The following is a 14,724-nucleotide window of genomic DNA, read 5'->3' as shown; positions in this document are numbered from 1 at the left end:
ATGACGGACAGTCAATAGATCCTGTGCTTCACTGTTCGCATGACGGAAGACGCGCTGACCCACACGGAGGGACGACCCGGCCCGGCCGTCGCTCCGACCGCCGCACCCGGTGCGGGCACCCTGCTCCGACTCCTGCGCGACGGCCGACCGCGCACCCGTTCGGAGCTGGCCTCGGTCACCGGTCTGGCCCGCTCGACCGTCACCCAGCGCGTGGACGCCCTGCTCGCCAGCGGACTCATCGGGCCCGCCGGAGAGGCCGTGTCCACCGGGGGCAGGCCGCCCACGACCTTCTCGTTCCAGCCGGACGCCCGCGTGGTCCTGGCCGCCGACCTGGGCGCCACCCACGCCCGCCTGGCCCTCACCGACATGTCGGGGACCGTGCTCGCCGAGGAGCGCGCCGACCTAGACATCGCCCTGGGCCCCGAGCACGTCCTGGACTGGGTCGTGGAGCGGGGCCGCGGCCTGCTGGAGGGCACGGAACGGCGGGTGGACGAACTGCTCGGCCTGGGCATCGGCCTGCCCGGCCCGGTCCAGCACACCACCGGGCGCGCGGTGAACCCGCCGATCATGCCGGGGTGGGACAACTTCGACGTGCCCGGCTACGTCCACGACCGGCTCGACGTGCCGGTCCTGGTGGACAACGACGTCAACATCATGGCGATCGGGGAGCACCACACGGCCTGGCCCGAGGCCAGCCACCTGATGTTCGTCAAGGTCGCCACGGGCATCGGCTGCGGCATCGTCAGCGAGGGCAGCGTCTACCGGGGAGCGCAGGGCGCGGCCGGGGACATGGGGCACATCCACGTCCCCAGCGGCGACGAGCGGCCCTGCCGCTGCGGCAACACCGGCTGCCTGGAGGCCGTGGCCAGCGGCGCCGCCCTGGCCGCCGCGCTCACCGCCGAGGGCGTGCCCGCCAGCGGAGCCCGCGACGTGGTCGAACTGTCCCGCAACGGGTCGGTGCCCGCCCTGCGCGCGCTGCGCCAGGCGGGCCGCGACATCGGCGAGGTGCTCGCCGCGTCGGTGAACATGTTCAACCCGTCGGTCATCGTCATCGGCGGCGCGCTCGCCCTGGCCGGGGACCACCTGCTCGCCGGGGTGCGCGAGATCATCTACCAGCGGTCGCTGCCGCTGGCCACCGAACACCTGAGCATCGTCTCGTCCGTGGCGGGCGAGAGCGCGGGCGTGGTCGGCGCGGCGGTCATGGTGATCGAGCACTGCCTGAGCCCCGAGCACGCGGACGCGCTGATCAACGGCTGAGCCGGGTGGGCCCCGGCCGGGGCCCACGGCCGCCCCGCGCGGCGGGTGGCGGGCGGTGCCGGGATCCCAGCGCACGGAGCCGTTTCGGGGCGGGAGCGGTGTCGGAGTGCGGGGGCAGGGACGCGGACCGCTCCGACCCCGGATCCGGGGCGCTCCGTCAAGGGTGCGGACCGTTCCGTTCCCGGGCTCGGGGGCCTTCGGCTTCGGGGTGTCCGGTCAGGGCGCGGACGCTGTTTCGGGCCTGGGGTGTTCCGTCAGCGTGCGGGCGCGCCTTCGGGATCGAGATGCTCCATCAGCTCCCGGAAGCGGCTCCAGGCGTCGGGTTCCACCCCGTCCCCGATCCGGTACCAGGCCAGCGGGGCCATGGGCGGGCCGAAGGCGACGCCCGGTACCGGAGCGGCCAGCGCCCGTTCCCGTCCCGCCTCCAGGACCCCCTCCGGTCCCACCGCCAGCCCGACCGGCACTGACACGCCCGCCCACCGGGGTGCGTACGTCAGGTCGGCGCGCCCGAGGGCGCGGTGCACGGTCATGCTGCGCAGGCCGTCCCGCGCGGTCAGCTCGCGCACCAGCGGTTCGAGGGCGTCCAGGTCGGGCTCCTCACCCGGCCGGTACCCCACCGAGAACAGGATCCGCTCGCGCACCCCCGACGGCGCGCGCGACACCCGCAGGCTCCCCGCCAGAGGGCGTGCCCCCTCCTCCCGGACGCCCTCTGGCTGCCCGGCGAAGGCCAGCAGGGTCTCACCGGGGGAGCGGCGCCGCGCCATGGCCGTGACCCGTTCGGTGTCCCACGCCCGGGTCAGCGGCTCGGAGACACCCCACACCGCGGGCGCGCCTCCGGCCAGACGCTCGGCGAGCAGTTCCACGGTGGTGCCCAGCACCAGGCCGTCGCCGACCGGGTGGTCGACGCTCAGGTCCACGTGCAGGTGGGTACCCGGTTCCTCGTCGGCCGACGTTCGGAAGGCCTCGTTGGGGCCGTCATCCGCGTTCACCCCGGGGTCGGGCACGAAGCCGGTCTCGGCGTCCCACACCAGCGGCAGGCCGTTGAAGCCGTCGTGGTAGCGCCCGTCCGGGGCGCGCACGACCCACGTGGCGCGGGGCCTGCTGAGGAACCAGCGCAGCGCGTGGGTGATGACGCTCGTGGACGGGGTGACCACCTGTAGGCCCCGGCCCCGGCGGCCGTGCTCGGCCAGCGCGTCCACGAACCAGCTGGACAGGGGCACCACGGGCCGGTCCTGTACCAGGACGGCGTTCGCCCCGGTCACCGCGCTCACCGCCGGGTGGTCGGTCACTCCCAACAGGTGCGGGTCGTCCCGGGGAAGCCGCGGCTCCGGTTCCCACACCGCCCCGCCGTGCCGTTCGACCAGGCAGCGGGCGAACCGGCGTGCCGTCGCGGCCGTGTCGGTGTCCGCCAGCTCCGTTCCGCGGACCTCGACCCACAGCGGCTGCGCGGGCAGGTCGTCAGTGATCCCGTCTTCCAGGAGGCGGTCGGCCTCCGCCGACACCGCGAGCCGCTGCGCTGCCTGCATGGCGATCACCAGGCGGTCGGAGTCGTCGCGCAGCTGCACCACGGTGCCCTCGGCCACGAGTCGGACCCGCAGTTTGGGTCCGGCGGCGACCAGCGCGTCCAGGAGGGAGCGGCGGCCGGGGCTCTCGGCGAGGAGGGCGACGACGTCGTGGCTCAACGGGGTTCCTTCACGGGGGTGGGGGTCGGTGGGGCGGGGTCGGTCGGGTCCTGGCCGGTCAGATGGGGAACTCCCCGTGCCAGCTGCGCTGGAGGATGTGCTTGGGCAGGTAGCCGGATTCGACGTCGAAGTGGAAGTCGGGATCCTGCCCGGCGGTGTCGTAGGCCAGGCAGGCCAGGGCCAGAAGGGGGATGGAGGTTCCACCGTCGAGTTCCTCCGCACGTTCGGGTGTGGCGGTGTGGAAGGAGCGGAACAGTTCCAGCCCTTCTGCCAGGGCTTCGTTGAACTTGTCGCTGTTGCGCCGCACCAGGTGCATCAGGGTGTTCAACGGCGGGAAGGTGAGCTTGTTGAGTACCTCGGTGGTGCCGATCTCCGCATTCGCGGGGTCTGACAGTTTCATGGCCTGGAGGAGGTGTTCTTCCAGGCCGGGGCGGTTGAGGACGAAGGCCTGCAAGGCTTCGATCAGGTGGTAGATGTAGGGGTTGTACTGGCTTCCCCGGCTCTCCCCGGCTTGGCGCAGGAGTTCGGTGGGGATCTCGCACAGGGAGCGGTAGCGTTCCTGGTCGCGGCAGGTCACCGCCAGGTAGAACGCGGTCAGCCAGTTGCTGGCGTTGGTGAAGTAGTCGGGTTCGACCGCGGTCAGGGTGCGTTCCTGGTGGTTGATCATCCGGGTGAGCTGGGTGCCCGGTTCGGCGGTGGAGACGGCGAGGGTCGCCTCGCTCATCTGCATATAGGTGACCCAGGCCTCCCAGGTTTCCAGCCTGTCCACATCGGTGTCCATGGCCAGACACAACTCGGCTTGGTCCTGTACCCCGGTCAGAGGGCCTCCAGCATCAAAGGGTGAGTCGATCAACCACTGCACATAGAACTTACGCCTTTCGGGAATCCTGGCGATACTACTCTCGTAGTTGGGATTGCTGATGTCGTGGCGGTTTACTGTGTAAGTCACTTTTGTCCCTACTTCTTGGGTATGTCGAAAAGGCCAATGCTGTATCCGGAGTGCTTTTCTCCTTCCTTTGGGTCTTCGCCGAGGGCCTTCTGTTTTTGCTCCGGGGTGATGCCCTTTACTTCCGCATAGAAAAGCTTGCCGGCGGCCCTGGCTTCTTCAATCATTTCCGCAAGTCTTTCTTCTGTTGGGTCTCCGAGTTGATTCTTGCGCCCCCTCCTCTTCATGTCTTTCGTGGTTGCTTCGAGGTACTCTGGCGTGCCTTGGGAGACCCGCTTGGGTTCTTTGCCTGCCGGAATGGTTCTCTCGCCCAGGGAGGTCGACTGGCTACTCTTGGCCTCGACAATGAGGATACCACCGCCTTTGAGGGGCCAAATCTGGTCGAACTGGTAGTTCCCACTCCTCGGTGTCCCCGGAGTTTCATAGGGTTTTTTGGAGCCTTTTATTTCCTCGATTTCAGGAAGATCGATGACATTTCCATCTTTTCCGGGAAGCGAGTGATGGCCGTCGAACAGATCCTTGACCGCTACCTTGGCACCCTCCTCCCCGTATGTTTCGCTATCTTTGGTCATCTTCTTGTGGAGTGGGCTGTGTTCCGCGTCTGCCTTGAGTACTTCCGGGTGTTCGCCCGGGTAGTTCTTGTGTTCCTCCTTCTTTTCCTTAAGTTTTTTCTCCGCGGCAAGATCATCCTTGATGGATTGCCTTCTTTGTTCGGCGTAGTCGTCCATCTCCGAGGTCGTGTTCTTGCTATTTTCGGCAGAGAAGTACACTCGGTCGTTAAGCGTGCGGTATTTGGGCGCGTCTGGTTCGGGCAGCGTCTCCATGGCGAACCAGGGGGCGGAGCCATTGACGCTGGTTAGCTGTGGAATCTTGAAGCCGAAAACATCGCGTTGGATTCTAAATCTACTGCCGTTGCTGTTGTAAAATTCGAGGAAATATTTATCCTTTCCGTTCGAGATTTTGTCGTTGAGGAAATCCGTAAACTTCTTGGCGAAAACCTTGTAGGGCGTGTCCGGCTTCAGTCCTATCTCTTGGGCGATCTCTCGATTGAGATCCTCCCTGGATATTCCGTCGAACTTCCTGGCGGGGATGTCGGCATCCTTGCTTCTTGGAAGTTCCTGCTGGGGGGATCCTGCTCCGTTGGAGTCGTGCGGCGGCTTGTCAGAGGGGATGCCGCTGGAACTGTTGCCGCCGCCGGGACCGCTCCGACCGTTCTGGTTCCCGGAGCCGCCGGTACCTCCGCTCGGGCCGCCGGAGGACCCGGGGACGCCAGCACGCGTCGGGGTGACCACGGCCGGGACGGCATCGACGGAGTCGGTCCGGTCGGATCCGCCGAGGCCGGAGGGACCGTCGCCCCGGAGAGGCGTGTCAACGCCGGAGCCGCCGTCGCCGCTTGGCACGGAGTCGGCCCTGTTGACGGCGACCGGACGATGGGTTCCCGTGTCGGCGCCGTGGTCGTGGCGGAATCCGGGATCGGAGCCACTACGCGCGTCAGGTGCACCGACCCGTGAGGCGTCGATCCGGTGGCTTCCGCTGTCCCCCAGGTCCACGTGCTGGACCCGGCTGTGGGGGATCGCTCTCTGCGCGCTCGCGGTGTCTGCGTGGGGACGCGGCCCCGTCGTCGCGTACTCCCTGTCGGCCTCGGGCTCGTCGCGGCCATCCCGCACGTCCCGTCCGTCACCGGGGCCACCCTCCCAGTTCACATGGGGGTAGTCGCTCGCCACCGCACGCATGTCGGAGAACGCGGCGTTCGCGCGGCCGTCCAGCCCGTACCTCTCCGCGACCTGGGAGTCCTTCAGCGAAGAGGAGTCCGTGTCCACGGTGGCGCGGTCGCCCTCGTACAGGGCGGTCTCGGCGCGTTGGTTGACCTGGAAGTCCGCGTGGTCCTCAGCCGTGAACATGCCGTTGACCTGTCGCAGCAGCCTGTCGCTCTCGCTGAGCTGCTCGGCGGTGGGGTCCTGGTAACCGCTCTCGGTCGGCGAGGACCGGTGGGAGGTGTCCGAAGCGTCCTCGATCACCGGCACGGGAGAGCTGCCGCGCTCTTCCCCGGAAACCTCCTCAAGGAGGGCCTGTTCGTCGTCCACCCCGGCACGGTCGGTTTCGGGCTCGGCCCTGGAGGGTCTCTCGTTCGCCCCGGTCTCCCGGTCCGCGACCGGTCGTGCGGTGGGCCTCCTCGATTCGGAGGGATCGCTGTCACCCTGGACGGGCGCGGACCGCGGCGGAGGAGACCCGTCCGCGTGCGAGCCGTCGGCGGGGTCGTTCGTGATGCCCTGCAAGCGGTCCAAGGACCCCCTCAGGTCACCCAGTTGCTGCGGGCTGAGTCCGTCGGTGTCGAAGACGCTGGTGTCGATCCGCACGACGGGGGCACCGCTGCCCCCGAAGGCGGGGATGTTGGCGGGCAGGTCCACGTCGACGTCCGCCGCTCCGCCGGATCCGCTGCCACCGCCGCGACCGCCCATACCGTCCACGATGGCCATGCCGCGCCAGGCCATCAGCGGGACGCCGACCGCCGCGCCCACACCGGTGGCCGACAGCGCGGCGCCGAGGGCGGTGACGCCGATGTTGAGCACGGCGGTGCCGATCACGTAGCCGGGCCGCTCACCCCACTCCTCCCAGGGCACCACCGAGTGGGCCAGGTCCTTCCACGCCGAGCCGACGGTGTCCCAGCCCGACCAGCCGTAGCTGTCGGACTCGGCGTCGTACATGCCCACCAGGGAGGCCACGGACTGGATGTTGCTCTCGTGGTACTCGTACAGGGCGTCGCCCCAGGACATGTTGAACCAGCCCTCGGAGCTGTGCATGCCCAGCATCGCGCCGGTGCCCTCGACCGCCCCGACGCCGAAGTCCCACACCGCGTCCCAGCCGTCGACCAACCAGCTCTCGTCGGTGACGGCCCCGCCCATGTCCCACTCGGTGGCAAGGTCCGACAGGTCCTCCTCGTAGCCGTGGTAGAAGACGTCTGGGTCGAGGGCGCCGTCCCCGGAGGGCGTCCTCTCGAACGGGGTGCGGTCCGGGACGAACCGGTTGATGGCGTTGGCGCAGGCGAGCTCGGCGTCCGCGTAGTCCTCGATGATGCGGATGCCCTCGTCGATGAGGCGCTGGTTCTCCTCCACGTCGGGGTTCTCGCCGATCCCGAAGAAACCGGCCACGCCCTCGGCCTTGCGCCAGTCATCGCCCTTCGCGTCGATGCGGGCCCGGAACTCGAAGGCCTCGGCGCTCAGGCTGGACCAGCGGGACTTGATGTCGCGCAGGTCCGCGGCGAAGGTCTCCAGCGCGCTCGCTGCGTGGCCGAGGTCGGTCGAGACCGTGTCGCCGTCAGCGGCCACCGGTTCGAGCACGGAGTAGAGGTGTTCCGCCTCGGGAGCCTTGTAGTGGGACCTCAGACCGCTCCAGGCGGACGTGATGTCGTTTCCGGTGTCGCCGACCGACTCCCCGGCGCTGCGCAGGTCGGAGGCCAGGGTCTCGATGTAGTCGGGGGAGGGGGAGGGGACGGGGAAGGTCGCGGGACTGACCTTGTTCTCACCGTCGGTGAGCATGCCGGTCTGCTCGCCGACGGACAGCGGCGCGCTCGGGGGAGTGTCGGGAGGAAGCACGTGGGAGGACTCCGGGGGAGAGGCGGCCGGGGGAGGGGGAGCGGGTGCGGTCGGGGTCAGACGAGTTCGGCGTTCCCGCCCGGGGCGGGCGGCGGGGGCGGGTCGGGGACCACGCCGGCGTTGCGCTGCGCCTCCAGCGCCATCTCCTCGTTGCCCGTGACGTAGGCGGTGGTCGCCTCGCTGGTCTGCGTGACGGCGTTGCCGGTCAGGGAGAGCATGTCGCCCATGAGACCGAAGTAGTGTTCGGCGAACTCGCCCAGGGCGACCCCGATGGGGGCGCTGTTGATGTGGGTGCTGAGGGTGGTGACGCGTTCCTCGATCGTGGTCATATCGCCGAACAGGCCCTCGGACCCGCCCTCCTCGCCGAGGTGGGAGAGGGTGTTGACGAGCACGGTGCCGATCTCCGGGGGGTCGATGTCCCAGGCGGTCACGGGGATCCCTCCTGTCGCTGTTCGCGGGGCTTCTCGGGGGCTGGACGGGGGCGGAAGGCCTCGGGGCGGAAGGATCCGGTCCCGTCCTCGGGGCCGGGGTCGACGAGGGGCCCGGCCCCGGCCCGGGCGGCCTCGACGGTGTGGAGCATCCGGTTCAGGGCCGAGCGGACCCGGGTGAGGTCGGTGCGGGCGCGCAGGCGCATGTACTCCGAGGACCGCTGGATCCCGGGCCCGGGGCGCGGTGCCGACGGTCCCTCTGGCGGTTCGGGAACCTGTTCCGGGAGACGCGTCCGCGGTGGGGGCGCCTCCCCGTCCTCGCCGAGGCGCACGATGTCGAACTTCACCGGTCGTTCTCTCCTCCCCGCCCTCTCCGCGGCCCCGCCCGGGGTAGCTCACCATGCGGTGTGTACCGACGTACGGAATGTAGGCAATGGTTCCATTGCGGGGCGATCCACCGACATCCGCCGGGGCCGGTGTGGACGCCCGTCGGGGCAGGGAACGCCCCCGCGCCACGCAGGCGAGGCCAGGTCGGGAGGGGTACGGGCGGAGCACGGAGGTTCCGAGACCGTCCGGATGCGTGCGGTGTGCCATCCGGATCTGGCCGGATGCGGCCAGATCCGACGCACCCGTTCGGTGCTCCACGCCCGGGCGGCGGATCTGAGACGCCCCTACGGCGGCTGGCGGGCGGGCTCCGGAGTCCGCGCCGACCGCGCCCCGGGGCGGTGCCGGGATCCCAGCGCACGGAGCCGCCTCGGGGCGGGAGCGGTGCCGGAGCGCGGGGGTGTTCCGTCAGGGTCGCGGACCGTTCCGGCCTCGGGTCCGGGGTGCTCCGGCAAGGGCGCGGACCGTTCCGTTCCCGGGCTCGGGGGGGCTTCGGCTTCGGGGTGTCCGGTCAGGGCGCGGACGCGGCGCGGGTGCCGCGGAGGGAAGAGGCCCCCGGAAGGCGAGAACGCGCGTCCGGTGCGCCCGAACACACGTCGGACCGGTCGCGCCGCGGCCGGAACACCGATTCCCGGGCGGAAACTCCGGAACCCCTCGCGCGCGTTATCGGCCCTTTGCGGAAAAGGAGATCCGGCCGGCCTGGAGGGTGGGGACGCGGCCGGATCTCCGCTTCGCGGACCCGGAGGAGGGCTGGCGCGGGGAGGCTCCGCGCACGGGCGCCGACCCGCTGGTCGGCACCCTCCTCCGGGTCCTCGGGGGAGTGGGGGAGGGCTGAAAAACGGCAGGAGGGGAGGGGTTCGGGGCTTCGAGGCGCGCGGGCGGGCGCGGGGCCTCCGGAGGGCGGGTTCGTGGTTCCCTTTTCTTTTTCCTCGCCTTTCCTGTGCTCTGTTTTTTCCCGTGCGCGAGCGCCCCGAAACGCCCGCCGCCGGTTCCGCTGATGATTTCTCCGGTGCGCTCTTTCCCCGCCCTGATGGGAATTGTTTTGCTTTTTTGTCGGAAAAGGAGGGATGAGGAGTTATGCGGGTCGGGTGGCGTTTTCGGGGTGGCTGCGGTCATGTGACCCGCTTGGTGGTGCTTCGTCGCACCCGGTCCCTGCCCCCGGCCCGTCCCTCACCCGGGCCCCGGGGCACGCGGAAGGGGGCGGAGCCGTTCGGCTCCGCCCCCTCGTGCGCCTCGGGTCAGGGGGCGCCGCTCTGGTTCCCGGGGTCACGGGTCACCCGGTCCGGCCGCTCGTCGGGACCGTCCGGCGTGCTGGTCGAACGGTGCGTCGGCCGCCCGGCGTACCGGTCATCCGGCGTGCTGGTCTCCCGGAGCCTGACGGCCGTGCTGGTCCCGCCTGGCCTCCTCCGCCTCCGCGTCCATCTGCTGGGCGCGGACCTGGTTCTTGCGGTACTCCCCCTGCTTCACGTCGGGCAGGATGCCCTCGTGCCGCAGGACGGGCTCCTCACCCTGCACGGGCTCCCTGGGATCCACGGCCTGCGTCTCGTCCCTGGGCTCCGGCCCGGGGTCCCCGACGGGCCTCACGGTCGCCTCGTGCGTCGTGTAGGCCGTCCGGGCGTCACCCGGGGCCCGGCCGCTCAGGGTGGAGGCGCGCCCCACGCTCCGCAGCAAGGTGATGATCGCGATACCCGTGACCAGGTTGATCACGGACGTGCTGACCTGGCTCGACGTGTCCACGGGCTCGCTGAACGGGGCGACGGCGGCGATCGCCGTGACCAGCCCCAGGATCCACCCGAAGAACTTCATCGCCCGCGGGGCGCTGAGCAGCAGCATGTGCATCAGCCCCGTGGCCAGCAGCGCCGCCACGGCGGCCATCAGCGCGTAGACCACCGTGCTCGCGTCGCCCAGTGCCCCCGCGTCCTCCGGTGCGAGCACCGGTACCCCGAACACTCCTCGGAAGACCAGTGCCCCCGCGAAGATCACCAGCGCCGCCACCACGGCGGTGGCCATCCCTCCGTACCACAGCCTCGTGGTGTTGACGGGTCGTTCGCTACCTATCTCGGTCATGCCAGTACCCCCAGATACTGTGCCTCTGGGCCGATCCCCTACCCCGCATCCACCCATGTACTACGGGTGACCGAGAAAACCCGCGTCGTGCCTGGTCACGCGGGACGCCCCGGGAGGCCGGGGAAAACGGTCACGCCCTCCCGGGCGTGTCCGACCCCTCGCCGGGCGTGTTCCGGCGCCGCTCCGCTCCGGTCCCGCGCACGTGGAACACTGGAGTACATGTCTCACTTCGCGCACGCTCGCGTCGACCTCGACGCGATCTCCCACAACGCGCGGGTGCTCCGCGGGTTCGCAGGGGGCACCCCGCTCATGGGTGTGGTCAAGGCCGACGGCTACGGGCACGGCATGCTCCCGGCAGCCCGCGCCCTGATCGCGGGCGGCGCGACCTGGCTGGGCACGGCCTTCATCGGCGAGGCCCTCGAACTGCGCCGCGCCGGACTGACCCCGCCCGTCCTGGCCTGGATCATCCCGCCCGGCGAGCCGGTCGCGGAGGCCGTCGAGGCCGACATCGACCTCGGGGTGAGCGACCGCGCGGTCCTGGACACCGTGATCGCCGAGGCCCGCCGCATCGGCCGCACCGCCCGCGTACAGCTCAAGGCCGACACCGGCCTCAACCGCGGCGGCGTGGGTCCCGCCGACTGGGGCGCCCTGGCCGAGGCCGCCGCCCGCGCCGAGGACGAGGGGCACCTGCGCGTCACCGGCGTGTGGTCCCACTTCGCCTGCGCCGACGAGCCGGGCCACCCCTCCGTCGCACGCCAGCTCTCCCGCTTCCACGAGGCCCTGGAGACCGCGGACAAGGTCGGCCTGACCCCCGAGGTCCGGCACATCGCCAACTCGGCCGCGCTGCTCACCCTCCCCGAGGCCCGCTTCGACCTCGTCCGCGGCGGGATCGCCAGCTACGGCCTGAGCCCGATCCCCGGCCTCACGGGGACCGGGCTGCGGCCCGCGATGACGCTGCGCTCCCGGCTCGCCCTCACCAAGCGCGTCCCCGAGGGCAGCGGCGTCTCCTACGGCCACCGCTACGTGACCGACCGGGAGACCACCCTGGCCCTGGTGCCGCTGGGTTACGCCGACGGGGTCCCCCGCGCCGCCACCAACCGGGGGCCCGTCCTCCTGGGCGGACGCCGCCGGGCCGTCGCGGGAACGGTCTGCATGGACCAGTTCGTCGTGGACGTCGGCGACGACGCCGTGGAGGCCGGTGAGTACGCGGTGCTCTTCGGCAACCCCGAGGACCACCCGGACACCCCGACCGCCGAGGACTGGGCCGAGATCCTGGACACTATCCCGTACGAGATCGTCACGCGGGTGGGCCCCCGGGTCCCGCGCGAGTACGTCGGCGGGGGCGCCTGAGCCCCTCCGGCACGGCCGTCCCCTCCGGGAGCGCGTCCCCTCCGGCACGGAGTCCGTCCGAGCGGCACGGGGCCCGGCCCCGGCGCCGCACGGTCACGCGGGTCCCGCCGGACCGCGCGGCACACCGCGACGGCACGGCGGCCCGCGCAGCGGCGGGAGTCTGACCGCTCATCGCGATCCGGTCACAGACCTCCTCCATCCGGCCTAACCTGGGTGGAAGGGGGCGCGCTCCGGCGGCCCCGCCCGCGCACGCCCCGACCCGGCGCGCCGCGTTCCACCATCCACCCAGACCACGAGCAGCGAATCTGATGACAGACGCGACAGCAACCACTCCAGGTGCGGCCACCGTCCGCGAGGTCACCGCGGCCACCGACGACGCCATGCGCACCCTCGGCCGCGACCTCGCCGCCCTCGCCCGACCCGGCGACGTGCTGATCCTGTCCGGGCCGCTCGGCGCGGGGAAGACCACCCTCACCCAGGGCCTGGGCGAGGGTCTGGGCGTGCGCGGACCGGTCACCTCCCCGACCTTCGTCATCTCCCGGATCCACCCCTCCCTGACCGGAGGCCCCGACCTCGTCCACGTGGACGCCTACCGGCTCGGCGGGCCCGACGAGATCGACGACATCGACCTGGACATGACCCTCCCCGACTCCGTCACCGTGGTGGAGTGGGGCGAGGACGTGGCCGAGGGGCTCTCCGACGACCGGTTGGAGATCCGCATCGAACGCCACCCCGACGACACCCGCTCCGTCCACCTGCGCGCCGTCGGCGCCCGGTGGACCGGCGCCGACCTGCCCGGCACCGCCGCCGGGCCCCGATAGGCGGTCACCCGTGCTCCTCCTGGCCTTCGACACCGCCACCCCGGCGGTCACCGCCGCCATCGGCGAGACCGGCGCCGACGGCTCCTTCACGCTGCGCGCCAGCGCCGGCTCCGTGGACGCCCGCCGCCACGGCGAACTGCTCGGCCCCACGATCGCCCGGCTCACCGAGGAGGCCGGGATCGTCCTGGCCGACCTCGACCACGTCGCCGTCGGCATCGGTCCCGGGCCCTACACCGGCCTGCGGGTCGGGCTGGCCACCGCGCACGCCCTGGCCGACGCCCTCGGCGTCCCCTGCCACGGCGTCACCACCCTGGACGCGCTGGCCTTCGCCACCGGGCGGACCGAACCCTTCGTCGCGATGACCGACGCCCGCCGCAAGGAGGTGTTCTGGGCCCGCTACGACGACCGCCTCACCCGCGTGGGCGAGGTGCGCGTGGACCGCCCCGCCGAGGTGGACACCGGCGGGCTCGCGCTGGTCGGCGACGGCGCCCGCATGTACGCCGACGTGTTCGGCGCCGGTTCCGCCGCGCCGGACCCGCTGCACCCGGACGCCGCAGCCATGGCGGAGCTGGCACTGCTGCGCCTGGGCCGCGGCGAGGAGCTGCCCGCGCCCAACCCGCTCTACCTGCGCCGTCCGGACGCGGTGGAGCCCGGTGCCCCGAAGAAGGTGCGCCAGTGGGTGAAGTGACGCCGACGCCGGGCCTGACCGGTGTGAGCCTGCGCGCGATGACCCCCGACGACGTCGCGGCCGTCATGGACCTCGAACACGCCCTGTTCCCCCTCGACGCCTGGAGCGAGGGCATGCTCAGGGACGAGCTGGCCGAGCCCACGCGCCACTACCTGGTCGCGGTGTCCGGGGACGCCGTCGTCGGCTACGCGGGGCTGCGCGCCGTCCCACCCGAGGGCGACGTGCAGACCATGGCCGTGTCCGAGCAGGTCTGGGGCCGGGGAGTGGGCAGCGCGCTGCTCACCGAACTCCTCACCGAGGCCGGGCGGCGCGGTGTCACCCACGTGTTCCTGGAGGTGCGCTCGGACAACCCGCGCGCCCAGAGGCTCTACGGCCGGTTCGGCTTCGTGCAGATCGGTGTGCGGCGCGGCTACTACAACGGGGCGGACGCGCTCGTCATGCGGCGCGTCGCCGAGGAGGGGAACCATGAGTGACCTGCCGCTGGTCATGGGGATCGAGACGTCCTGCGACGAGACCGGCGTGGCCCTGGTGCGCGGCTGCGAGCTGCTCGGCGACGCCGTGGCCTCCAGCGTGGACCAGCACGTCCGGTTCGGCGGCGTGGTGCCCGAGGTGGCAAGCCGCGCGCACCTGGAGGCGATGACCCCGACCGTGCACCGGGCGCTGGAAAAGGCCGGGGCCAAGCTGTCGGACGTGGACGCCATCGCCGTCACCGCCGGTCCGGGCCTGGCGGGCGCCCTGCTCGTGGGCGTGTCCGCGGCCAAGGCGTACGCGATGGCCCTGGGCAAGCCGCTCTACGGCGTGAACCACCTCGTGGGCCACGTGGCCGTGGACCAGCTGGAGCACGGACCGCTGCCCAAGCCCTCGATCGCCCTGCTGGTGTCGGGCGGCCACACCTCGCTGCTGCTGGTCAACGACCTGGCCACCGAGGTGGTCTCGCTCGGCGACACCGTGGACGACGCCGCCGGTGAGGCCTACGACAAGGTGGCGCGCCTGCTCGACCTGCCCTACCCGGGCGGCCCGCCCATCGACAAGGCGGCGCAGCGGGGCGACCCCAAGGCGATCCGCTTCCCGCGCGGCAAGTGGGGCGACGGCACCTACGACTTCTCGTTCTCGGGCCTGAAGACCGCCGTGGCCCGCCACGTGGAGGACACCGACCGCCGGGGCGAGCCCCTGGTGGTCGCCGACATCGCCGCCGCCTTCCAGGAGTCGGTGGTGGACGTGCTCACCCGCAAGGCCGTGGACGCCTGCGTGGAGCACGGCGTGAGCACGCTGGTCATCAGCGGGGGCGTGGCGGCGAACTCGGCGCTGCGCGCGCTGGCCGAGGAGCGCTGCCGGGAGGCCGGCGTCGAACTGCGCGTCCCGCGCCCGCGCCTGTGCACCGACAACGGCGCGATGATCGCCGCCTTGGGCGCCGAGGTCGTGGCGGCGGGCCTGCCCGCGTCCACGCTGGACCTGGCCACGGACACCTCCCTGCCGGTGAGCTCCCCGCTGGCGGTGTAGCCGACGTA

General features: G+C 71.4%; 12 protein-coding genes. 6 read left to right on the top strand and 6 right to left on the bottom strand.

What is annotated here, in order from left to right; all coding sequences use genetic code 11:
* Positions 1 to 39 precede the first annotated feature (39 nt).
* Positions 40 to 1,257 carry an ROK family transcriptional regulator gene (locus NDAS_RS20035; RefSeq protein ID WP_013155056.1) on the top strand — a complete coding sequence of 406 codons (1,218 nt, stop codon included), beginning with the start codon at positions 40 to 42 and terminating at the stop codon, positions 1,255 to 1,257.
* Positions 1,258 to 1,511: 254 nt separating this feature from the next.
* On the opposite strand, the gene NDAS_RS20030 is transcribed toward NDAS_RS20035, so the two are convergent.
* From NDAS_RS20030 to NDAS_RS20005, 6 genes are all read right to left on the bottom strand, one after another.
* Positions 1,512 to 2,939 (bottom strand): DUF6177 family protein, encoded by a 1,428-nt coding sequence (locus NDAS_RS20030; RefSeq protein WP_013155055.1) that lies wholly within the window; start codon positions 2,937 to 2,939, stop codon positions 1,512 to 1,514.
* A 58-nt stretch (positions 2,940 to 2,997) separates the two neighbouring features.
* Positions 2,998 to 3,708, bottom strand: a complete 711-nt coding sequence (locus NDAS_RS20025; protein WP_232051706.1) for an immunity 49 family protein — start codon at positions 3,706 to 3,708, stop codon at positions 2,998 to 3,000.
* Positions 3,709 to 3,896: 188 nt separating this feature from the next.
* Positions 3,897 to 7,421, bottom strand: a complete 3,525-nt coding sequence (locus NDAS_RS27660) for a hypothetical protein (protein ID WP_126625001.1) — start codon at positions 7,419 to 7,421, stop codon at positions 3,897 to 3,899.
* A gap of 113 nt (positions 7,422 to 7,534) precedes the next feature.
* Positions 7,535 to 7,909, bottom strand: coding sequence for a DUF6507 family protein (locus tag NDAS_RS20015; protein ID WP_013155052.1), 375 nt, complete (start codon positions 7,907 to 7,909; stop codon positions 7,535 to 7,537).
* Positions 7,906 to 8,253: a hypothetical protein gene (locus NDAS_RS20010; RefSeq protein ID WP_013155051.1), complete on the bottom strand. Its 348-nt coding sequence runs from the start codon at positions 8,251 to 8,253 to the stop codon at positions 7,906 to 7,908. The genes NDAS_RS20015 and NDAS_RS20010 overlap by 4 nt, the downstream gene beginning before the upstream one ends.
* A gap of 1,384 nt (positions 8,254 to 9,637) precedes the next feature.
* Complete coding sequence (locus NDAS_RS20005) at positions 9,638 to 10,357, bottom strand: DUF6069 family protein (RefSeq protein WP_013155050.1); 720 nt, start codon at positions 10,355 to 10,357, stop codon at positions 9,638 to 9,640.
* A gap of 219 nt (positions 10,358 to 10,576) precedes the next feature.
* Here NDAS_RS20005 and alr point away from each other — a divergent pair, with 219 nt between their 5' ends.
* From alr to tsaD, 5 genes are all read left to right on the top strand, one after another.
* Positions 10,577 to 11,707 (top strand): alanine racemase, encoded by a 1,131-nt coding sequence (gene alr / locus NDAS_RS20000; protein WP_013155049.1) that lies wholly within the window; start codon positions 10,577 to 10,579, stop codon positions 11,705 to 11,707.
* Between the two features lie 308 nt (positions 11,708 to 12,015).
* Positions 12,016 to 12,528: a tRNA (adenosine(37)-N6)-threonylcarbamoyltransferase complex ATPase subunit type 1 TsaE gene (tsaE, locus tag NDAS_RS19995; RefSeq protein ID WP_013155048.1), complete on the top strand. Its 513-nt coding sequence runs from the start codon at positions 12,016 to 12,018 to the stop codon at positions 12,526 to 12,528.
* A gap of 10 nt (positions 12,529 to 12,538) precedes the next feature.
* Positions 12,539 to 13,216, top strand: coding sequence for a tRNA (adenosine(37)-N6)-threonylcarbamoyltransferase complex dimerization subunit type 1 TsaB (gene tsaB / locus NDAS_RS19990; protein ID WP_013155047.1), 678 nt, complete (start codon positions 12,539 to 12,541; stop codon positions 13,214 to 13,216).
* Positions 13,213 to 13,689, top strand: coding sequence for a ribosomal protein S18-alanine N-acetyltransferase (rimI, locus tag NDAS_RS19985; RefSeq protein WP_019609823.1), 477 nt, complete (start codon positions 13,213 to 13,215; stop codon positions 13,687 to 13,689). The genes tsaB and rimI overlap by 4 nt, the downstream gene beginning before the upstream one ends.
* Entirely contained in the window at positions 13,682 to 14,716 is a 1,035-nt protein-coding gene (gene tsaD / locus NDAS_RS19980) for a tRNA (adenosine(37)-N6)-threonylcarbamoyltransferase complex transferase subunit TsaD (RefSeq protein ID WP_013155045.1), read from the top strand. The genes rimI and tsaD overlap by 8 nt, the downstream gene beginning before the upstream one ends.
* Positions 14,717 to 14,724: the final 8 nt, after the last annotated feature.

Source organism: Nocardiopsis dassonvillei subsp. dassonvillei DSM 43111, assembly GCF_000092985.1.
Taxonomy (GTDB): Bacteria; Actinomycetota; Actinomycetes; order Streptosporangiales; family Streptosporangiaceae; genus Nocardiopsis; species Nocardiopsis dassonvillei.
This window is presented reverse-complemented; position numbering and strand designations above follow the sequence as displayed.

Bases quoted from the DNA above. Each gene is read 5' to 3' on its own strand.
- NDAS_RS20035 (WP_013155056.1), top strand. From the start codon at position 40: ATGACGGAAGACGCGCTGACCCACACGGAGGGACGACCCGGCCCGGCC.
- NDAS_RS27660 (WP_126625001.1), bottom strand. From the start codon at position 7,421: ATGCTCACCGACGGTGAGAACAAGGTCAGTCCCGCGACCTTCCCCGTC.
- NDAS_RS20005 (WP_013155050.1), bottom strand. From the start codon at position 10,357: ATGACCGAGATAGGTAGCGAACGACCCGTCAACACCACGAGGCTGTGG.
- alr (WP_013155049.1), top strand. From the start codon at position 10,577: ATGTCTCACTTCGCGCACGCTCGCGTCGACCTCGACGCGATCTCCCAC.
- tsaE (WP_013155048.1), top strand. From the start codon at position 12,016: ATGACAGACGCGACAGCAACCACTCCAGGTGCGGCCACCGTCCGCGAG.
- tsaD (WP_013155045.1), top strand. From the start codon at position 13,682: ATGAGTGACCTGCCGCTGGTCATGGGGATCGAGACGTCCTGCGACGAG.